General features: G+C 42.6%; 24 protein-coding genes and 2 pseudogenes. 16 read left to right on the top strand and 10 right to left on the bottom strand.

From position 1 onward, the window contains the following. Position 1 precedes the first annotated feature (1 nt). From QWJ20_RS15755 to QWJ20_RS15740, 4 genes are all read left to right on the top strand, one after another. Positions 2-772: an ABC transporter ATP-binding protein gene (locus QWJ20_RS15755; RefSeq protein WP_433992962.1), complete on the top strand. Its 771-nt coding sequence runs from the start codon at positions 2-4 to the stop codon at positions 770-772. Continuing rightward, a complete protein-coding gene (locus tag QWJ20_RS15750) occupies positions 769-1,503 on the top strand; it encodes a molybdate ABC transporter substrate-binding protein (protein ID WP_433992961.1) in 735 nt (244 codons plus the stop codon). Before QWJ20_RS15755 ends, QWJ20_RS15750 begins: the two co-directional genes overlap by 4 nt. Positions 1,504-1,623: 120 nt before the next feature. Next, positions 1,624-3,006, top strand: a complete 1,383-nt coding sequence (gene dbpA / locus QWJ20_RS15745) for an ATP-dependent RNA helicase DbpA (RefSeq protein WP_433992960.1) — start codon at positions 1,624-1,626, stop codon at positions 3,004-3,006. Between the two features lie 60 nt (positions 3,007-3,066). Next, the gene (locus QWJ20_RS15740; RefSeq protein WP_433992959.1) at positions 3,067-3,639 is read left to right on the top strand and encodes an alpha/beta hydrolase; all 573 of its coding nucleotides are present in this window, start codon (positions 3,067-3,069) and stop codon (positions 3,637-3,639) included. Positions 3,640-3,743: 104 nt separating this feature from the next. Here the strand turns inward: QWJ20_RS15740 and QWJ20_RS15735 are convergent, their stop codons facing one another. Next, positions 3,744-4,283 carry a hypothetical protein gene (locus QWJ20_RS15735; protein ID WP_109411427.1) on the bottom strand — a complete coding sequence of 180 codons (540 nt, stop codon included), beginning with the start codon at positions 4,281-4,283 and terminating at the stop codon, positions 3,744-3,746. Between the two features lie 526 nt (positions 4,284-4,809). On the opposite strand from QWJ20_RS15735, the gene QWJ20_RS15730 reads away from it, so the two are divergent. The 3 genes from QWJ20_RS15730 to QWJ20_RS15720 all read left to right on the top strand — a co-directional run bounded on the left by QWJ20_RS15730 (position 4,810) and on the right by QWJ20_RS15720 (position 6,985). Then, a complete protein-coding gene (locus QWJ20_RS15730) occupies positions 4,810-5,076 on the top strand; it encodes a hypothetical protein (RefSeq protein WP_433992958.1) in 267 nt (88 codons plus the stop codon). A 125-nt stretch (positions 5,077-5,201) separates the two neighbouring features. Further along, positions 5,202-5,963, top strand: a complete 762-nt coding sequence (locus QWJ20_RS15725; protein ID WP_323635869.1) for a hypothetical protein — start codon at positions 5,202-5,204, stop codon at positions 5,961-5,963. A 230-nt stretch (positions 5,964-6,193) separates the two neighbouring features. Continuing rightward, a complete protein-coding gene (locus QWJ20_RS15720; protein WP_433992957.1) occupies positions 6,194-6,985 on the top strand; it encodes an NPP1 family protein in 792 nt (263 codons plus the stop codon). Positions 6,986-7,244: 259 nt separating this feature from the next. On the opposite strand, the gene QWJ20_RS15715 is transcribed toward QWJ20_RS15720, so the two are convergent. Next, positions 7,245-7,430, bottom strand: coding sequence for a hypothetical protein (locus tag QWJ20_RS15715; protein WP_095700099.1), 186 nt, complete (start codon positions 7,428-7,430; stop codon positions 7,245-7,247). Positions 7,431-7,636: 206 nt separating this feature from the next. Next, positions 7,637-8,569: a hypothetical protein gene (locus tag QWJ20_RS15710; protein WP_433992956.1), complete on the bottom strand. Its 933-nt coding sequence runs from the start codon at positions 8,567-8,569 to the stop codon at positions 7,637-7,639. Between the two features lie 200 nt (positions 8,570-8,769). Between QWJ20_RS15710 and QWJ20_RS15705 the strand changes: the two genes are divergently transcribed. After that, a complete protein-coding gene (locus tag QWJ20_RS15705; protein ID WP_433992955.1) occupies positions 8,770-8,922 on the top strand; it encodes an AsnC family transcriptional regulator in 153 nt (50 codons plus the stop codon). Positions 8,923-9,058: 136 nt separating this feature from the next. Here the strand turns inward: QWJ20_RS15705 and QWJ20_RS15700 are convergent, their stop codons facing one another. The 4 genes from QWJ20_RS15700 to QWJ20_RS15685 all read right to left on the bottom strand — a co-directional run bounded on the left by QWJ20_RS15700 (position 9,059) and on the right by QWJ20_RS15685 (position 11,852). Beyond that, positions 9,059-9,856, bottom strand: a complete 798-nt coding sequence (locus QWJ20_RS15700; RefSeq protein ID WP_433992954.1) for a hypothetical protein — start codon at positions 9,854-9,856, stop codon at positions 9,059-9,061. Next, entirely contained in the window at positions 9,853-10,650 is a 798-nt protein-coding gene (locus QWJ20_RS15695) for a lysozyme inhibitor LprI family protein (protein ID WP_433992953.1), read from the bottom strand. Before QWJ20_RS15695 ends, QWJ20_RS15700 begins: the two co-directional genes overlap by 4 nt. Positions 10,651-10,672: 22 nt before the next feature. Further along, positions 10,673-11,293 (bottom strand): hypothetical protein, encoded by a 621-nt coding sequence (locus tag QWJ20_RS15690; protein WP_433992952.1) that lies wholly within the window; start codon positions 11,291-11,293, stop codon positions 10,673-10,675. Positions 11,294-11,399: 106 nt separating this feature from the next. After that, the gene (locus tag QWJ20_RS15685) at positions 11,400-11,852 is read right to left on the bottom strand and encodes a GNAT family N-acetyltransferase (protein ID WP_433992951.1); all 453 of its coding nucleotides are present in this window, start codon (positions 11,850-11,852) and stop codon (positions 11,400-11,402) included. Between the two features lie 114 nt (positions 11,853-11,966). Between QWJ20_RS15685 and QWJ20_RS15680 the strand changes: the two genes are divergently transcribed. The 3 genes from QWJ20_RS15680 (at position 11,967) to QWJ20_RS15670 (ending at position 15,013) form a co-directional block, all read left to right on the top strand. Beyond that, entirely contained in the window at positions 11,967-12,272 is a 306-nt protein-coding gene (locus QWJ20_RS15680) for a hypothetical protein (protein ID WP_433992950.1), read from the top strand. A gap of 512 nt (positions 12,273-12,784) precedes the next feature. Further along, the gene (locus QWJ20_RS15675; RefSeq protein ID WP_433992949.1) at positions 12,785-13,516 is read left to right on the top strand and encodes a DUF2971 domain-containing protein; all 732 of its coding nucleotides are present in this window, start codon (positions 12,785-12,787) and stop codon (positions 13,514-13,516) included. Between the two features lie 69 nt (positions 13,517-13,585). Then, positions 13,586-15,013, top strand: coding sequence for a hypothetical protein (locus tag QWJ20_RS15670; RefSeq protein WP_433992948.1), 1,428 nt, complete (start codon positions 13,586-13,588; stop codon positions 15,011-15,013). A 23-nt stretch (positions 15,014-15,036) separates the two neighbouring features. Here QWJ20_RS15670 and QWJ20_RS15665 read toward each other — a convergent pair. Further along, positions 15,037-15,349 (bottom strand): annotated as a pseudogene (locus tag QWJ20_RS15665) (tyrosine-type recombinase/integrase); the annotation flags it as partial. Between the two features lie 461 nt (positions 15,350-15,810). Between QWJ20_RS15665 and QWJ20_RS15660 the strand changes: the two are divergent. From QWJ20_RS15660 to QWJ20_RS15640, 5 genes and pseudogenes are all read left to right on the top strand, one after another. Beyond that, positions 15,811-15,937 (top strand): annotated as a pseudogene (locus QWJ20_RS15660) (IS5/IS1182 family transposase); the annotation flags it as partial. 171 nt (positions 15,938-16,108) lie between these two features. Next, positions 16,109-16,519 carry a hypothetical protein gene (locus QWJ20_RS15655; RefSeq protein WP_433992947.1) on the top strand — a complete coding sequence of 137 codons (411 nt, stop codon included), beginning with the start codon at positions 16,109-16,111 and terminating at the stop codon, positions 16,517-16,519. 639 nt (positions 16,520-17,158) lie between these two features. After that, positions 17,159-17,665 (top strand): hypothetical protein, encoded by a 507-nt coding sequence (locus QWJ20_RS15650; RefSeq protein ID WP_433992946.1) that lies wholly within the window; start codon positions 17,159-17,161, stop codon positions 17,663-17,665. Positions 17,666-17,689: 24 nt separating this feature from the next. Then, positions 17,690-17,917 carry a hypothetical protein gene (locus QWJ20_RS15645; protein ID WP_433992945.1) on the top strand — a complete coding sequence of 76 codons (228 nt, stop codon included), beginning with the start codon at positions 17,690-17,692 and terminating at the stop codon, positions 17,915-17,917. Positions 17,918-18,185: 268 nt separating this feature from the next. Then, positions 18,186-19,307: a hypothetical protein gene (locus QWJ20_RS15640; protein ID WP_433992944.1), complete on the top strand. Its 1,122-nt coding sequence runs from the start codon at positions 18,186-18,188 to the stop codon at positions 19,305-19,307. 169 nt (positions 19,308-19,476) lie between these two features. On the opposite strand, the gene QWJ20_RS15635 is transcribed toward QWJ20_RS15640, so the two are convergent. Beyond that, a complete protein-coding gene (locus QWJ20_RS15635; protein WP_433992943.1) occupies positions 19,477-19,806 on the bottom strand; it encodes a hypothetical protein in 330 nt (109 codons plus the stop codon). Positions 19,807-19,832: 26 nt separating this feature from the next. Continuing rightward, positions 19,833-20,207, bottom strand: a complete 375-nt coding sequence (locus tag QWJ20_RS15630; protein ID WP_433992942.1) for a hypothetical protein — start codon at positions 20,205-20,207, stop codon at positions 19,833-19,835. Positions 20,208-20,231: the final 24 nt, after the last annotated feature.

Genomic DNA, 20,231 nt, shown 5'->3' with positions numbered 1-20,231 from the left:
CATGCCAGCCATCAGGTTATCGACAGAAGAACTGGTATATGGCTACCAACGGGGGCAGGGCTTTTTTTCACCGCTGAATTTGTGCTGTCGGGAAGGGGAAGTTACGGCGATTCTAGGCGCGAATGGCAGAGGGAAAACGACGCTGCTGAATACGCTGATGGGGCACTTATCACCGCTTTCCGGGACGATCCAGCGCGATGGACACATTGGCTTTGTGCCGCAGATATTCACACCGCCGTTTTCTTATAGCGTTCTGGATATGGTGCTGATGGGGCGTGCGGCACGCGTTCGGCTGTTTGCCATGCCTTCTGCGCATGACATCACCGTAGCGCAGAATGCGCTAACTATGCTGGGAATCGCCTCCCTTGCCGATTGTGAGTTTAGCGCGTTGTCCGGCGGGCAGCGACAGCTGGTCTTAATCGCGCGTGCGTTAGCTTCTGAGTGTCAGACGCTGATTCTGGACGAACCGACGGCGGCACTTGATGTGCAAAATCAGGCGCAGGTGCTGCGGTTATTGACGCATCTGGCTAAAACGCAGCGCTTGAGCATCCTGCTCACTACGCACGATCCCTCGCATGCGCTGGCCATTGCCGATCGGGCGCTACTGCTGATGGGCAATCAACACTATCTTTATGGCCGCTGTGATGAGGTTGTGACGGAGGATAACCTGTCACAGCTGTATGGTATTCCGATGCGGCAGGTGTGCGTGGACATCGCGCCACAGCCGTATTATGCGCTGATACCGATATTGACCATGACGGAGTCACCATGACCGATCCCCTTCGCCTGTATGCGGCGGGTAGCCTGCGCCTTGCATTTGCTCCGCTGTTGGCGACGTTCAGCGAACGTTATGCGGTGGACGTGATGCCGACTTTCGGTCCGGCGGGGCTACTGAGTGAAAAAGTGATGCACGGTGACGCGGTGGATATTTTCGCCTCGGCAAACTGTGCGCATCCTTTACGCTTGAAAGCGCTGGGGCTGGCGGAAGAAACCAGCGTGTTTACGCGCAACCACCTTTGTATTGTGATGCGCAACGTGCCGGAACTCACCACGCAATCCTGGCTGATGGCGCTCCTTGATCCACGTTTTGTGCTTTCAACCTCAACGCCCGGCAGCGATCCCGGTGGGGACTATGCGTTTGAGCTCTTTGATCGCATCGAACGTCTGCATCGAGGCTTGGGAAATCAGTTGCGCGATAAAGCGAAACCGCTGGTGGGCGGCGGGCTCGATCATGCCATTCCGGCGGGCATGACGGCGGGAAGTTACCTGATTCGGACTGGGAAGAGCGATATGCACATTGGCTATGCCAGCTATCTGCCGTTATTGCTCAATCAACCGGATCTGCATGTGGTTCAGTTACCCGATCCCTATCGTATTGATGCCGAATACATGCTGGCTGTTATGAAACCTGCACGACGTGAGGCGCGGCTGCTGGCGAACTATCTTTTATCTCCTGAAGGACAAGGCTTTCTGGTGAACAAAGGATTTGCCTCACTGTTTTAGTCGCAGAACGGGAGGTAAATCGGTCAATGATGACGAACTCTGCTATCATTGCGGCATATCTGCGCCGCTTTTTAGCGCGGCGTCACCTTTCGTTATCTCGTCCTTGGTAGAGTAATCATTGTGAGTACAACCTCTTTTTCCTCCCTCGCGCTGCCCGCAGAGCAGTTATCCAATCTTAATGAACTGGGCTATACCGACATGACGCCCGTCCAGGCAGCGACGCTGCCAGCCGTTCTGAGCGGCGCAGACGTGCGGGCCAAGGCGAAAACCGGTAGCGGTAAAACGGCGGCATTCGGCATTGGGTTGCTGGATCGTATTGTCGTGAGCGACTTTACCACGCAGGCATTGGTGCTGTGTCCGACGCGTGAACTGGCCGATCAGGTCAGCAAAGAGCTGCGTCGTTTGGCGCGTTTTGCACAAAACATTAAGATTCTGACACTGTGCGGTGGTCAGCCGATGGGCCAGCAGCTCGATTCGCTGGTTCATGCTCCGCATATTGTTGTTGGGACTCCGGGACGTATTCAGGACCATTTACGCAAGCAGTCGCTGTCTCTGGATAGCCTGAAAGTGCTGGTGCTGGATGAAGCGGATCGCATGCTGGACATGGGCTTTACTGATGCGATTGATGATGTGATTTCCTACACGCCGTCCGATCGTCAAACCCTGTTATTTTCCGCTACGTACCCAGAAGAGATCGAACAGATCAGCGCACGCGTTCAGCGTCAGCCGCAACGTTTCGAGATTGCAGATGGTGTGGAAGAGTCGGCCATTGAACAACGCTTCTATGAGACAACGAAAGATCAGCGCCTGCCGCTGTTGATTGCCATTTTGGGCCATTATCAGCCTTCGTCCTGCGTGGTGTTCTGTAACACGAAGCGTGATTGCCAGAGCGTATTTGATGCGCTGGACATGCGCGGGATTAGCGTATCCGCGCTGCATGGCGATCTGGAACAACGCGATCGCGATCAGGTTCTGGTGCGTTTTGCTAACCGTAGCTGCCGTGTGCTGGTGGCAACCGATGTTGCGGCTCGTGGCCTCGATATCAAAGAGTTGGAGCTGGTGGTGAATTTTGAGCTGGCTTTCGACCCTGAAGTTCACGTTCACCGCATTGGCAGAACGGGCCGCGCCGGTACGAAAGGTCTGGCGGTGAGCCTGTGTACACCACAGGAAATGAACCGCGCTAATCTGATTGAAGACTATCTCGGTATGCGCATTAAATGGACACCGGCGGACGAAGTTAGCCGCAGTGGTGAGGTTGCGCTCGAACCTGAGATGATGACGCTGTGCATTGATGGTGGCAGAAAAGCCAAAATCCGTCCCGGCGATATCCTCGGGGCGTTAACCGGCGATGCAGGATTAACGGCAGCGGAAGTGGGGAAAATTGATATGTTCCCGATGCATGCTTATGTGGCAATCCGTAAAGCCAGCGCTAAGCGTGCGTTGCAGCAGCTCCAGAAAGGCAAAATCAAAGGAAAAAGCTGCAAGGCCAGATTGTTAAAGTAATCGGTGGCTGATATACCAGACAGAAGGGGCACGGGTAACTGACAGGAGTGTTAAGGGCGGATGCAGACAACAGAAATCGATCGGCGGCTAACGGAAGTGAGCCAGCAGCTAACGATGGTGCTGGTGCCAGGATTGCGGGACAGCGATGACGAACACTGGCAAAGCCATTGGGAACGGCGTTTCCCTCACTGGCACCGTATACGCCAGCGGGAATGGTATCAGGCCGATCTGGATCGCTGGGTGTTGGCGATCCGTCGTGAGCTTAGCGTCTGTACACAGCCCGTGGTTCTGATCGGCCATAGCTTTGGCGCACTGGCTTCCTGTCATGTGGTGCAGCAAGGTCAGGAGGGAATTGCTGGTGTGATGCTGGTAGCCCCTGCTGAGCCGATGCGCTTTGAGATTGACGATCGTATTCAGGCTGCACCGCTGTCGGTTCCGACGCTGACATTTGCCAGTCATAACGATCCGCTGATGAGTTTCACTCGCGCCCAATATTGGGCGCATGCGTGGGACAGTGAACTGGTTGATGTCGGTGAGGCGGGGCACATTAATGCAGAAGCGGGATTTGGTCCCTGGGAATATGGTCTGACAAGATTAGCTGAGTTTTCAGAAACGCTCATTGAGACTCGTTAATCGGCCAGTTTCCATCAAGTAGTCATATTACATTATTAAGATAGCGTTATATCTTTCTTTAATGCCAGGGCAATGAATATAGTTGTCTTGGCATCTATTTTTTATTAAGCCAGCTCTTCTTGATCGCCTGAACCATGCAGCATTTCCTGAATCTGCTGATAAACTTCGGCGGCAGACAAATTGCTATATGAAGTTTTGCTCTCAAAATGTAATACCTGTTCACCACCGGAACTATGAAGTGCGCCCATGAGTGCCAGATCTTCTTGTGTGATGCGCTGTCCGGTAAAGGCATCGAACATTTCAGAATTACCATCCGGGTACTTAACCACGGAAATAAGCTTGCCGTTGTACAAGGGAATACCCGTCATCGCCAGCGAGTATTCGGTAGCGGCTTTCTGCTGTGCCTTAATCTGTTCAGGTGGAGGAGCATCTTTCTCTTCAGCGGCACGCTTCTTTTGAGAAGACAGCGTGACTTTGGTGCTCTCGTTCGAGCCCGGCATATTTTGCGAGTCGGAATTTGTTGATGTGTCGGTTTTATTCCCCGGGCTGATAGCTGCAACCACAGTCGGGTTAGCCGCCGCGCCAATCGGAGGCATGGTTGCCGGGGTAGTTGCATTCACGAGTTGAATATCTGGAATCACCACAGTATAACTCCTTCTTATAGCTATTTAATGCTGGTAATGGTTTTTACCAGTGAGTTACTTCAGTGTGTTAAAACCACATACGTTAATACCACAATCGTTGAATTTGAGGTCACCAACACAAGCAGAATAATTATCTTCCTTGGAAGAGGGATCAGTCTGCTGGGGATAATTTCCTATCATTCAACAATATGACATTAACGAAATGGTTCAGTGAGAACACAGTTAATGTAAAACAGTATTTATGCCAAACACTATTTATGCAAAATGCAATTGCATTAAAAAACACCCTATCGTAAAAGGTATCGGCTGTTTTTTCTGCTTCATTAATATCCAAAAGGCATAAGATTTAACTTTTTGATTACCAATCGTGCGAGCTTATGTGACCAAACTTCTCCATTTTTAAAAAATAGAAAACTATCAGGGTATTAGCGTGATGCAGTGATAACTCTTACCCCATATGTGCTCTACAAGCGCGGGGTAACGCGATACACTGGTTTTCCTGTTTTTCCCTCTGTTAAGAAGTGCTATGCCCAGTATTAAACTGACGGTTAACTATTTGTATCAGCAAGCCGGCGAAGTGCGTGAAGCCTCACAGGCAACCGCCCGCGTTTTTGTTGGTGGTGAGCTCATCGCCACAGAGGTGATTACCGGGATGACGGAAAGCCCAGTCGAGAAATATTTGCACCACTCAGGGCGAGAAGCGCAGCCCGTACGTGTCGAATGGGATTGCGAAGGCACAACAGCCATTACGGTGTCTGAGGTAGAAATCTGCCCCTGCTGCCACCATGATTAGCCTGATACGTTAAGCTGTTTTTGAAGGCTTCGGCTTCATGATTGACACACTAAAAACACAACGCGAGTTGCAGACAAACCAACGTATAAGCAGCTTGAAGTATGACGGGTAGACAAGGTGAATGTATGAGAGCAGCGGTATCAACCTTAATAGCCTGTGGACTGTGGACGGCAACATGGGGAGCGCAAGCTGGCTGGTATGTCGTGAGCAATTACGAAGGTCACATTGGGCCTTATCCGGTGCATTTTTCATTGCAGAAATACAGTATTGACCAGGATAAGAATCTGCTTGGGAGCTACTTTTACGATAAATACAGAGCGCCGATCCCTCTGTATGGACGGCTCTCGGAAACGTCGCTTGAAATCTGCGAAATCCATACCCCGCAGGACTATGATAAATATATTGTTCAGGGCGTTAAGTCCGGCAGCGATATGACGCACTGCCCGTTTAAATTGACCGAGGTGGGGGAAGAACTGCGCGGCGAGTGGTCAAACGGAAAGACGCGTTATGATGTTAGCTTACGGCGCGTGGCATCCTTTGACGATAGCGAGCAGCCCGCTAAGGTCGAAGGGCAGGTCGATATTCCGTTCTGGGGACAAACAGCGACTCACAGTTTCGTCGGCGTGTATCAGAACAGTGATACAGGAATGGTCGTTGAGGGAATCAAGGCAATTAATAAGAAGAGCGGCAATGTCGATCAGCTTCTTCAGCCTGATTTTCAACAATGCCAGTTTGGCTTTTTCATGACTCCGGTTTATATGAATATTGAAAATGGCGGAGATAATCGCAGCATCATGTTGAACTGCTATTCCCACGGCGGAGGCGATATTCTGCTGGAATATCGTTTTGATGCGGCAAGCCAGCGTTATGGTGTAGTTGGTGAGTAAAGATTCTAACGGTTAGGATCGTTAGCGATTTTTAATATATAAATTACCTGCATTATTTTGCAGGCTAAATATATTGGTGTTCATTGTTGGAAATAAATGATTTTTATTTCCACTCCTTTCTTGTTAAAAATAATCCCGCCTTCATTTTTTATCAATATTGCGTTTTATCTTCATTGTAACTGCAAGGGTACGAGTCCATAAAAGGGCTATTTTCTGCTAAAGGAGTGAAAATGCTTTCAGGAAAGAAAACGATCATGGCGACATCCATATTATGTGTCGCTTTTTCTGCGCATGCGGATAATTTCTCTAAGTTGGATCAAGCGCTACCGTCAGGCATTAATGCGCTTGCGATTGCGCCAGTATTTGATTTCGACAGTGATGGCTGTTTGCCCAGTGCCGGGGTTAGCCGAGGCGGGGTACAAAATGGTGGCTTGAAGCCGACAGGAAGTCTGACTGGCGGGTGCCGATGGAGTAACTTTCTCGACTCGTCAAATACATTGCATCGATACGCCTGTGTTGATTCCGGTGGTGCTCGCTATTGTGGTAGCTTCTATGCGCTCTATTTCTTAAAAGATCAAGTGTTGGGTGGTTTGAATACGGGTCATCGACATGACTGGGAGCATGTTGCCATCTGGACTAAAAACGGCGCGGTAACGCACGGCAGCTTCAGTGCGCACGGTAAACTGACGACGGAAACCGCAGCGAATATCGATAAGCAGGGCGGCCGCCTAAAATTCGTGTACCACAAAGACGGTGCCTTAACGCACGCTTTCCGGTTTGCCAAAACGAATGAACAGGCAGAAAACCCTTACGGCAACTTTGTCACGCCGGATATTGTCAGCTGGTATGCGATGTCGGGTGACGGTATCAGTAACGAAGTGCTGCGTAACCAATTAAATGCATTTGATTATGGTTCCGCTTCGATTCCGCTTAAAGACAGTAATTTCCTGACTAACCTGAATAATGGCCGACCGGCTGGTTATCCAGAATTTACAGCGGCGAGTCTAACGGCGTCGAAATAATTATCATAAGAGAGGTATGGTCAGACATACCTCTCTCTGTTTTCTTATTTCCTGTCGAGAGATTTTCGATATATGGAAATATTTACATTGATTTTTATAATAATCAGGGGCGATCTGTCCTTGGAATGATGCGAACCTAATTACACTACCATTTATATCATTGAATTCTGCATGCATAGTTCGTTCAGGAAAATATAAGACGCGTCTTTTTATTCCAGTCATGTGGCAAGGAAATAATATTGTTTATACTGTGACGTTCTTAGCTTTTTGTTCGCTTCTCGTCGAACTGTTCACGGCAATATTCATCATTGATGTCGTCCACGATCACAAGCGCCGTTAAGGCAACATTGCGGAGGGTTTCAAGTTCGGTTGAATCGTCGCAACTGGTCATTAGGTCAATAATTCCACGGAGCATGGTCAGCTTTACTTCGATCCCTTCCTTCACTTGCCTGTCCCCTGTTCCTGCGATTCACGGACCTCAGTATGGATATCGCTGACGCTCCCGATAGGGGCAGTGAGTTGAGGGGAACGAAGTATCAAGGGGTGAGTCATTTACTATCTCCTGTAGGGGGTTGCGGTCTACAGGAGAATTGTGTCAATGCTAGGTCTCTGGTGGGGTAATCTTACAAAGAGAAAGTGCAATATTACGATTTATTCTATGTCAGACAGCCAGTTTTCGATGGTGACTCCGCTAGGACAGTAAAGGCTTTTTGCCTCCAGATCGGTTCTAATTTGTGCCATCTTTCCATCGATATGTTTTCTTGGATGTTCAGCGACATCTGCGCCATACATCACAGTGAGTAGATTTTTAATAAACTTGGCTTGAGCATTCTCAGTTTTCTTTGACTGTTTTGGTGTTTTTGTTACTGGAGTTGCATTGAGCACCTCAACTAACTTATCCAGGTTGGCCGTTCGGGCAACAAAATAGATATCATCTGGCACGGATGGCGCGGGTATATACCTCATGTGGGCATCAGCATCCCACATGCTAATCGTGCTGAGATTTTTGAATATTTCGATAATGCTATCGAACGCGGGATGATTGGCATCCCCGGCGGCTTCCGCGGCTTGGTTAAGCTCCTCAATCTCATCGTCAACGTCGATAAAATGCTGTAGTTGGTAAAGACCTGATGGGCCAGCAGAGATGGTTACACCTCGAATGAGGTCTTGCTTTCTTGATGGCTTGGGGAGTCCAAGGCTCTTACAGTATTGTTCTTCAGCAAATAAGCGCTCAATACCTAACAGTGGCGTGTCTTGGACCCCACTCAGGCTTGTTATCTCATTGCTTGTTGCGATAGCAAAGTCTATTTCACGATCTGGAGAGAATGATTCACCGATATACACCCCCCAGTTTTCACGCACATACACTTCCGCACTCGTAGCGGTTTCAGCCATTTTTACTCTTTTTATTTCAACCTTTTTGGCGATTTTAGGTGACTGTAGGTTTACTGATAAAATCAGATGCCCATCCAGAGCAAATCGCAGAATATCTGTTATGGCCACTTGCTCATTAATTTTTCTTTCGAGGTATTTCGCTGACTCGTCGAGACTGAGCCATTTCCGTAAATTGTTCAACTTTGACAAAGGTGTTCCCCGTTACCCTCCTCCCTATTTTTCAACTGGCACCAACCGGTTGAGGTATCGGCTTTTGGAACGATCCTAGATGCCAGTTTAGCTATTCTATCATGCAGTTATTTCTTGGCATTATCTTGGTGTTCGTTTCCTAAAATAAACCATGACTGCACTTCCGTCGTTCTTCAGGGGGGCATCACGTCGGTATACCATTGAGGTATTTTTTATTAAGGGAACTGGTTGAAGATGCCACGCTGAGCTATGCAGAATTAGGGGAAAAGGTCGCGCTTTTCGCTCCTGCCGCGCATGAACGGGTCAAGCGGTTTCGGCGCGATACGAAAAATTGTGCTGTCCACCTACCTTGAGCGCCCTGTACAGCCGAGTGATAGCTGATTCGCTGACGATTTGGCTGGGCCAAGTAGGGTAAACTGGGCGAGAGGTTTATATTCAGGCCATTGCTAAGATAGCAGGCAATAGCCTGAAGCAATATCGGTGTGACTATCACCCTTCGTCTGGATTTAAACTGGATATTTGTTCACTCATCGTTGCATTATGGCAGCGATAAGCATGAATCTGCTCTTTAAGTGAAAGATTATTCGTCTCTAAGGATTCGGCATTGCCGCATTTTTTATTTCTTTCTTTAACCCATGTTGCTTGAGAAGCATGGAATTTACTCTTTATGTCTTCAGGCGCGTCTTCCAATATTCCATATACATCGGTGAAAAAGAAAAGATATTGTTCCTTTTCACTTTCAAGCGTTTTCTCTTGTGCGGTTTTTGTGATTTTTTCGGCATTTTCACTGAGCCAGGCTACGGCATAAATTGCTCTGGATAGGGCATCATAGGATTTTTTTTCTACTTTTATTTCCTTTTCAAGCATACTGAGGTCGTAGGCAAAAGATGGAATGACGATTTTGTTATCGCTGAATCTATTATCTTTGCTTTCACCTGTTTTAGTAAAAATGTTATTGCTAATTTTACCCATTTCATCTTTTGTATACAAAAATTCATCTTTATTAAGAATGATGTCGATGACCTCCTGGCTAACGGGAATTTCAGCCCGCAAACTACACGAGAATGCTTTTCCCCAGCGTGGCTGCGTTGATATTTTAGAGTAAATCACGTTTACAGTATCAACAGACTGAGAAGGGGACTTATAGAACATTTCTTTTGCACGGTCGGCAAACGTTTTTTTAACGGCTTCAACCGCGTTGGGATCGCTGCATTGAAAGTCGTCCTTTGCATACGCTGACGTACAAGTAAGGATAATTCCAATCATAACATAGAGGAGCTGTTTCATTTCTTGTCCTTGTTTTCAGCCAATCCAAGCTGCACCAGCCTTTCCCTCGTCATCTGCTGTTGGCAGGTATAAATTTTTGCCTGATCTTCCATTGAGCGGTTGTTATTCGCGATAGTTTCTATTGCACCACATTGTTTATTTTTGTTTTTTATCCACTGCCGTGCATCCTCTTTCAGTTGCCCTTTAATATAATCGGGCAGGCTACTCCAGTAAATATTGAGCGCACTATCAGCCTCTCTGAATTCGACAATGGCTTTAATATATTTAAAACGTGGTGATTGTTCTTCCAGCCTTGCCGCATTTTCTTGTAACCAGGCCAAGCCATAAAGTGTGCGTGAGACTGACTCATCGTGTGGATACATAATATTGGTTTCTTGCTGATTATCAGCAATATGGACATTATAATAAACACGGTCTAATACGATGTATTCATCGCTTTTTTTGTGGGGGGGGGTATTGAGAAGGTAAACGCTTTTTGCTTTAGGATCTCCATTCTCCAGAATAGGATAGTACTTTAAAAAATTTGACACATCGGATGGGATTTTTATCTTGGCTTTGCCAAAGCAGCTTAGGTTATTTTTTGTTTTAAGTTTTGTGATAATGATGTCGTATTCAAATTCAATTTTTTTAATTGTCTCTAAAGACACGCGGTCTCTGATGGGTTGTGCTTTCTCTTGATCTTCTTTGATTAACGATTGAATGACGAGAGGGCTACGACATACAAGATTATTTGCATTAACATAGTGTGATGAAAGCATTATCAATAATAGAGATTTTATTATGACTTTTATCATTTTCAATTCCATTGAAATCACGTTAGCAGGACATGCAGATTCGTTTATCTGAAGATGAATAGGCGTTGGCACTGACCATCTTATAGGTCTCATTTATTTTTTTGAATTGGTAAATATAAGCGCCTTCGCCTGCTTCTTGTCTAAGTTCAGATTCCCTTTCGTTAAGTATATTGATGACAATTTCTTTGAGGTCAGGAGGAGACACGATGTCCATCTGGATATTAATAGTGCCTGATGACAGCGTATAGTAATTCATGACGAAGACCGATCCTGCATCCGTGTAGGATTTTTCAAAATATTTTTCTGACGGAGGGAGGTTTTTTATTTCTTGCAGAAATGAAATAAAGGCCGCTTTTCCATTTGAACCATTGAAGATAAAGCTGGCGTCAGATTCCAGTTTTGGCATTATTTCATTGTTTTTATAACTTATTTTATCTTTTTTCGCTATGTTTACACCATAGCTAGCGGGAATAAAATAGGAATCAGTGAGTTCAATAAATTGGTTATAGTCTTTTTGTGATAGTTTACTTTTTTGCAACACCTTGGTGAAATCTGTCACAAAAGTGGGGAAGTCTTGCGCATGTGCCGCGCTGGAGAGAAAAAGAAAAGGTAAAACGACGCTTTTTATATAACTCCGTTTCATAATAAACACGCATTCCTTACAAATAGTGAATAAATCCTTTTGATATTATAAGGTTATTCATGGTTGTGCGTATATATTCTTTGTCATTCACATTGTTGTTGATGTTCTACAGACGATCTTTTCTGCTGCGTTTCATCTTTACTGCACCACCAGCACTATCAACGACCTTAAAACCTACGCGTTGGTAGAGCGTTATTGCTCTGTTGCCTTTCAAAACACTCAGAGTGACGGGGACGTTGGCTTCATCTGCCTGCCGCAGGAATGTCTGTAATAGCCACGCCGCGATACCTTGTCCCTGATAGGCTGGCAAAATCTGGATTTGTATAATGGTCCACTCGTTGGCACCTTTGTGCTGTTTGAATAACCCAATACGTTCAGATCCCATCAGCACAATATAAGCGTCGTTATAATGATATTTGATTCGCTGCCAATGCGCCGAATCATCAGCAATAACGCCTGCCCTGTGAAGATGCTCATCCATCGTTGCGCGGCGAAGCTTAAACAGGAACGCTTCATCTTGCGGCGTAGCCAAACGCAGCGTGATATTGCGCCATTCCATATAACCCTCTGTATCGTGAGATGAACGTCGTGTGAGTATGCCCCCCATATTGACAAAATCAGGTAAGTACCATCAAATGATTTTCAGGAATACATATAAATCAAGGAAATAAGTATGAGGTATTTAGGTTTAACGCTGGTTTGTTGCGCGGTTCTTTTTTCTCCATTTTCCCTTGCCGTCGATGTGTCTAAGGTTTATGGAAGAATTCAAATTGTTGATTCGTTTCCAGACTATAGAGTGCAGATTGTCGACTCGCGCGAGCACCTAAGAGTGCAGGAAGTCACCGCATTCGCTAACCGCCCAGGGAAATGGGAAATTGTTGATAATTTTCCTGATTTTAAGATTAAAATTGTCGACGTTCACCCTGATTTCGAAACTAGGCTCGTCGATAACTTTCCTGGCCCAACCCGACGACGATAAGTGCCTTTCTTATGCAGGAAACCCTCAAACGCCTGCATATTGCCGATTGCTTCACTCCCTGCCGCTGGCGATCACACCACTATTTCCTCTTGGCTCGGTGCTGTACCAACAAAGACGTACAGATGTTGGTACGACATCGTAGTTTGTAGCACGAAAAATTACATCATGTTTTAAGTCAAAGAAATAGCGTAGTTTTTGCTGGTTTCAGCAGCACCCAACACGAAAAAACTGTAATTCGTTTTAATGATTTTAGTTGGTGATGAAGCGCACGATCCCTGTAATGGCGCGGGCTGGGCGGGTTGGTTTGTAGAAAAAGAAAACTGAAAAATTTTTATGATCCGAAAACCGCAGGCGGGTGCGGTGTAGCGCCGATTTTGGTGCTTTTTACATTTTTTTCTTTTCGTTGTTTTACCTCCTTTACAAAATGTATAGAATGTAATCTATTGATATTTTTTTATCATTTCAATTAATTGGAGAAAGTTGAAATGTCGTACTTGTATAAGTATCGGGAAATGACCTCAAATCATTTAAATGCTATTGCTAATAGGCAACTATGGTTTTCCGTAGGACAAAATTTTAACGATCCTTTTGATTGTTCTTTAAATGTACCAATAAATTTAATGACAGGTTCGTCAATGCTAAATTTCATAAAAGAAAAAACTAGCGCGAGCTATCTTAAGTTAATGGGAATAATTAGTGATGAACACATAAATAATATTGCATTGAAACATATAAAAAATGCTCAAAGATTAGTTGATGCTGGAAAAATTGAAGAGCATCCAATAAACCTTGTTCTTCAATATGTGTTGGAATATCTTCATCGTAGTTTTGTATGTTGCTTTTCAAAGAATGCGACAAATCATTTACTATGGTCTCACTATGCTAATAGCCATACCGGGTATTGTATCAGATATAAATATGAATCCTTGCTTCAGGACATTAGATTAAGACGTTATGGCGACGTAATATATGATGACTCTCCAATAGATTTACTTTCTGTGTTTACTGATAATATGGATGTTGCTCTTGATATTATATTTAGGAAGTCATTTTGTTGGAAGTATGAAGATGAAGTTCGTTTCATTCATGACGAGTTATCGGAATGCGAGAACGACAGATACAAAGTTTGCACCCATTCTGATGATGTGATTGATTGTATTATTTTGGGATACAATTTTGATATATCTCGTTTGGATGAGTTAAAAAGTATTGTTGCAAATAAAAATATTTTGTTTAAAAAATAGAGCGAAGTTCTAATAGCTATCAACTATATGTGTCTCCTAACCGAATTTAGCTCTGAAATGGTGATGGTTATGATGGTAAATAAAGATAAGTACACGCAGGTAATTCTCGATCTTGCATATAAGATCCCGTTTGTCTTTCCAAAAATTATTGGTTGCTACGCAAAAGAATACAATTCTAAAAGTGATTATATAACTAATAAAAAACAGGAGGATAATCACATAAAATTAGCCTCACTGTTTGAGTCTCCATTTTATTGGCAGGGGATATCTTTTTCTGTTTTTTTGAGTAGTGAAGAACTCTTGTATTTAAGGCGATGGCAAAATAAACACTCTGTTTTTATGTCCAGCTCTAATGGGAGCCATATTGTCTCTAAGTCTTTCGATCAAGATAACGGCTGGGCTAATGTTGGTTTTATTAGAATTAACCAAGATACGATCATGGATGATTTGTTTTCTGTATATACACCCAATGATTTTTTTAGTAGCATAAATATTACACTGACAAAATATTCTACTGGTTTGTCTTTCTTGACTTTTTATATCTCATGCAATAGTCAGGTCACTGACTTAGTTAGTAGCATCAGTGTGCCAAAAATGAATTATTTCGTCGAGTTTGAGAGTTTCAATGTCTTTTCAAGAAAATGTCACAGCATTTCTATGATGGATTATTGGCATCATGCTGACTCAATCATAAGACGGAATATAATAAACGTGAAATCATCTGCAAATGAATTAATTAAACATCTATTTAATGAAATTGGCATTAAAAAGAAAGAAAGTGATATGTATTGTGTTTTAGATATGTATGCGGATCAAGTATCACCCTACTTTGATGATAGTGTTTTTTCGGAAAACCATCAGGACGAACATCATGTTTTATTTCCCAAGCGAAATAAATTCATTAATTCACAATTGAGTGATAATTCTGAGGATGTATTTATTGAGAATCGGTATCTTAACGTTTCTGGGGTGGATTATATTTACATGAAGGTTGCTCAGAGAGTGAATAATGCAGGGGTTATCTCTAATTTAAATGGGTATTTATCGATTATTCCAGTATTGCTGATGAGTAAAAAAATAGATTTGATTAGTGGTTATTTGAATAGTGCTAAGTTACACAACAGAAAACAATCGGTCGAGAAAGTTTATGAAAGTTTATATGATATATCATATCAATTACATATGATATTGGCTTGGTTTAAATCTTCGCGGAGATTTTTTTTATTTAATATGCCAGAATCATTCAGAAAAAACATAAGTAATATTATATCTTATCAGATGTCAAGGGTTGAAAATCTTAAGGAGGTTAGTGGGGAAATATACACATTGTCTAATAATAGAATACAAGTTAGTAATATAAAATATAATAAACGATACTCTGCCATGGTTTTCGTTCTTGTAATAATACAAATTATTCTTGCTGCTATGACTATCGACTGGAACAAAAGTGATACGTGGTATTCATCGGTTATAAATTGGATTAAAAATTTTGTATGAAACGAAATAACAAATTCTGGTATTTATACCAGAATTTGTTCGCTATACCATTCTAACATTTCTTTTCGGCTAGTCAGATATTGCGCATGGTTGTAGGTACCTCTAATCGAGTTTTTATCAACATGCGCAAGCTGGGTTTCAATCCATGCGCTGTTAAATCCGTGCTCATGCAAAAATGGTGCTTATGGTATGCCGGAAACCATGCCCCGTAAGCCTGCCATGATAACCCAGCATTTTGATCACTTTATTAATCGCGGCATCGCTCATTGGCTTTCTGATGTCATTTCGGCTGGGGAAAACCAGTGGGTAATAGCTCGCAAGCACTTTCAGTTCTTTCGGAATTAGCCTCTTCCCTCTGCTCAGTACCCGAAAACCGATAGCGCGAACCCTTTCTTATCGATCAGTAAAGAAACGTGTTGCCGCCATTGAGTGTGTATAGCTTCTACAAGATTTTATGGTATTAACTAAGACAATGAATTGAGTATATTTGTTGTTTTTTAAGGGCTTTTTAGACTTTTGGAGAGCGTGTAAGAGGGTGTAATGGTGTCCCCAGCAGGAATCGAATTTATGAGTATTTCTATGATTCAAAAGATAATTTTCTTTTTCGCTCATAAATGTCCCAACACTTATACCAACAGATGAATTTGAGTTTTAAATCATCATTTTAGGTGCATGAAATCCAGCAGAAAAAAGCCTAAAAGCTGATAGCAACTATACTACGGCTTTGTTGAGTAAATCGAACTTTCTGCGGGAAACAGGATCAGATCGCACTCAATCCTGACAGAGCGTGGCGAACCGTGGCAAAGCAGAAGTTCAGAATCACCAATTGGAAAACCTATAACAACGCACTCCGGCAACGGGGTTCGCTGACAGTCTGGATCAGCGATGACGCGACGCGGCAGGCCTCTGCGCTACACCGATATACAATGCTCACCTTAAAAAAATAGCGGCAGAAGAACTTAATAATCCTTTACCTAAAAAATTCCTTTAATATAAATCGATAGATTTTAGCTATTGACATGGTTAAATATTATGATATTCATTTAATTGTCAGGATGACAATTAATAATAATGTAAATGCAAGGATGCATAGCTATGAAAAAAATAAACATGAGTTTGATGGAAAGGTATCTGCTGTTGCTGGACAGATTCGTTGATAAGCTCAATGAATCTGGATTTTCAGAAGCAGAAATCACCGAGCAGTCTTATCTTTTTTGTGCAGGGTTTTACATTAAATACCAGCAAGATATAGAAAATCTTACGTTTTCAAACCGAGAAGTAGTGCTGAGCTTTTTGCTTCTCTCTTACTATACCCATATCGAAAAAATCAGTGATGATTTGATTGATAAACCCCGTCTGAATAAAGTCTTCCACTCCATCATCAGTTTCATTATCGATAACGGTGGAAGAACTGAAAGAATTTACGTTCATGAGAAAAAGAAGTATGACGCCAATAAGCTGATAAGAGCTTCAACGAACGTCAGGAAGAGTAGTTGTAGGATGTGATGAAAAAGCCCGTAGCGTTGAAACTACGGGCTCATGCGTCCCTTGATGGAGACTGTAATTTAAATTGTGTATTAGCTCGGACTTGAGTTGACCGGTTTCGTAGGCAGAACACAATCAAGTATGGCAGTCTGGTTTGAGCGAAGAGCGGTTTTAACCATGTTATGTTAAGCAATATAGAACTGAAAACCTAAACAGGATGTCATTCCAGTGAAAGTAAAAAACTGCCAGACCTGCAGCCAACCGATGAGCAAAACACCAGAAACTCTGAATCTTGACTGTGGTGGCGATTGTTTAAGTTGCATGGCTTGGCATGGTGATCCAGACGCAATTGAGATTGTTGAGAGACTTACTGGCGAGAAAGTTAATGTCCGTGGAAGCTCATATCGTTCCAGTAAGGTTGAAGGGCAGCCATGAGCGAGAAGCGGACGGTGGCTGAACGTCTTCTAGACTAGCATGCCGTTAACAGTCAGATGCGCAGCTTCGAACCATTACATGTGACGGATCCATCTCGCCATAAAAAGCCTATCCATATGATTTCAATAGATATATATTGATTGTTGATTTTTTATTTTAATCATGCAGGGTCTAGTGTAATCTATTGATTCATAAGGAATGTTTTTTAGTGTTTGGGAATAAGCAATGCTTACAGAAAAGCAATTATTTGAACTTATTAAGGCATTACAATCGTCCAATTTCTCTACAGCAGAAATGATTTTGTTAAGCCTCGCCGTCATTGTCGCAGCTCTAATAATGAGTTTTCTGGTTTCGATTGTTACTGAAAAGGCTAAAATATCAGCAACTAATTCCAACTATGAAACACTGCGGGAACAGTTATCTATAAACACCACTACCATTAAAGATATAGAGAAAAAGATAACTTCCGAATTATGGATTTCTCAGCAGGTCTGGCAAAAAAAATATGATATGTATGAATTTGTCTATGCACAATTGCTCGCGATTAAAAAATGGGCAGATAATGAGTTTCATATAATTGAGCTTCATATGACTCCTGGGTGGATAGCTAGCAGTCACCAACCATATTTTAATGAGGCGCAAGAAAAGCAGTTTTATAAAGAAATACAACAAGCTCAAGCGGATATTGATAAAGCAATGAATGATGAAGATATTCAGAGTAAAAACAGATAACTACAACAAAAATTAAGTATTGCAATGACATCTCTAACTGAAATTTTAATAACAAAAGCAATTCTTTTAAATGCTGACGTAACTGTAATCTTAGAGAGATTAATTGGAAATATTGGTTTTGATCCTTCCCCATTAGATTATGAAGATCCAGATGATTATGGCTATAGAATAAAATCAGCTATTGAAACAGCCTTGAAAAAAATAAGAGAGACAGCGATCTCTGATCTAGAAATCAAGCATCAGGACTGTTAGCACTCCGTTAGGGGCAGATAATGGAGGTTTAAATTCTTTCGCACAGGGATAAATTCATATAAATAATAGGATTATGGATTGTTTATATACAGGGATGTTGCACATGGAGACTATGGAGAATAATAGCCCTATTTATCGATTTTTCTTTTGGTTAGGCTCATTTGTAACTGCTAATATGGAGTTGATAGAACTATAGGAATTGGCTGTTGCAGGGTGCTGCTGAAAGGTAAGAGAAATAACAAGCTTTATTAAATCATCGAGAAAGCATATGAACGAAATTAACATTCCAATTTTGATCGCAAATTTCAAACCATTCAGGCTAATATCTCGTGATGATGCTGATGTATGGAGTCCTAGCTTAGAGGAGATAAATAATTCCACATATGACTACGTGAAACTTCACAGAACAAGCAGGTTCTTCAATGCACATTTACCTAAACCAATGCCAGCATGTTTGGGATTCGACGGAAGCTTAATATTTCCATATATTGAAGAATTTAAAAATGATAATTTAGTTGTTGAAGAAGTTAATAGAATTCTAGCTTCTATATTTATCGGTGGGGTTTATGTCGAATCAATCGTGCCTTTAGATGTGTCAAGGGGAATAATGAATGTTACAGGTTACTACCGTCATTACTCCACTCACAGCAGTAATGCTAATTTCCATCATGCAATTGGAGAGTGTGATGCAGGCTCATTGGCTTCTATCAGATTGCTCGAACCTGAGATTATAAGTGCTGATAAGATCATATCAGCATATGACTATGGACATAAGGTTTTGTCCAAACTACCAACGTTATCTCCCTCACTATTTATCGGTGCATTTACATATTATAAACAACACCAATTGTGCGAGGCATTAGCGCACGCTTGGATTAGCATAGAGCAAATATTGGAGTTCGTTTGGAAAGGAACAATAGTCGAAGATGCAAAATCTGTTAATATTCATAAGAGACGAAAATTTATTGAATCACAACAATGGAACTCAGCACATAAAATTGAAATTCTCTTTCAAAACAAATATTTATGTGAGGATGGTTATTCGTTTTTAAGTAAAGCGCGGTTTGCCCGGAATGACTTTATCCATAAGGGATTAACACCCTCATATGAAGAATCTCACTCGGCGTTAATGTCGCTAATTTTACTTGTGGAAGTTGCTTCAAAAATAAATGAAGTGGATTTTGATCGTGCTAACTTAGATAAGAATCTGTCAGATCATCCAAGACATTGCATTCCGCAAACTTTTTCTCCTAAAAAAAATGAAAAAGATACTCTTGATGTAAAATATTGGCGAGAAATGAAAAAGATTCCAGGCGATAAAGATTGGGAAGGAGAGTTTGAATCATACCCAGATATTACTTTATCAGCGGTTGGTGAAAGTGAAGATTAAAGAGTTATATATTCTGATAGAAACATCCGCTCTTGGCACAGAACGGACTGTCAGGTTAGGTTTGGTTATGTGCTATCGCTGTGTCAGGAAGAGTGGTGGCAGGATGTGATGAAAAAAGCCCGTAGCGATGAAACTACGGGCTGATGCTTTCCCTGATGTTGCTTATGACTTATAGGTTATTTCGACGGCGAGACTTTCCATTTTCCTTCAAATTTAAAGAATTTAATCTCCATAGTTGATGTTCTTTCACCCAGAAACGGAATTTTTGCACTGTATTCGACCGTGCATTTGTAACCCCGTCGCTGTCTTTCTCTTTACAGGCGATTTTCTTAGCGGAGTTAAAGGTTACCCTCGCTGATTCAGATGGTGCGCCTTTGTTCATCTCTTCAGTAAAAGATTGCATTGCCTTAGATACGTCAGCATCTGATGGTTCGCTGTCACAGCCGGTAAGGAAAAATGACAGCACCAGTAAACCTAAAGATAATTTTTTATTCATCATGGCTCTCATTCTGAATATTGCTGAATTTAAAAGACACCGTTTTTAGTTTCGCTGGCACCGGCATTGAATTCATAGGAGCTGACCTTTTCACCTTTAAACGTGATGAAGAGGGATTTCAGTTGCATATCATGACCGCCAGTGAACATGCCAACAATGGGGATAAACGAGGCCGCTTTCATCTGATTGTTATACATGGAGTAGAACCATCGGTCTTCACCGTCTTTCACCATATGGTTATCGGGCTCGCCAAACGACGCTAAGACATCCTGTTTTGTTGTTTTTCCTTTGACCAATTTAGTTTTCACACTTTCATGCGTTTCGTTCTTTAATGACTGATTACCACTGGATGAACATCCGACCAGAGAAAGTGATACCAATACAGTGATGATAATTCTTTTCATTAATATATACCTTGGGGTTTATTA

Origin of the sequence: Pectobacterium sp. S5, from assembly GCF_051707265.1 — a bacterium.
GTDB lineage: Bacteria > Pseudomonadota > Gammaproteobacteria > Enterobacterales > Enterobacteriaceae > Pectobacterium > Pectobacterium polare.
The sequence above is the reverse complement of the archived record's forward strand: the minus strand, read 5'-3'. Positions and strand labels throughout refer to the sequence as shown.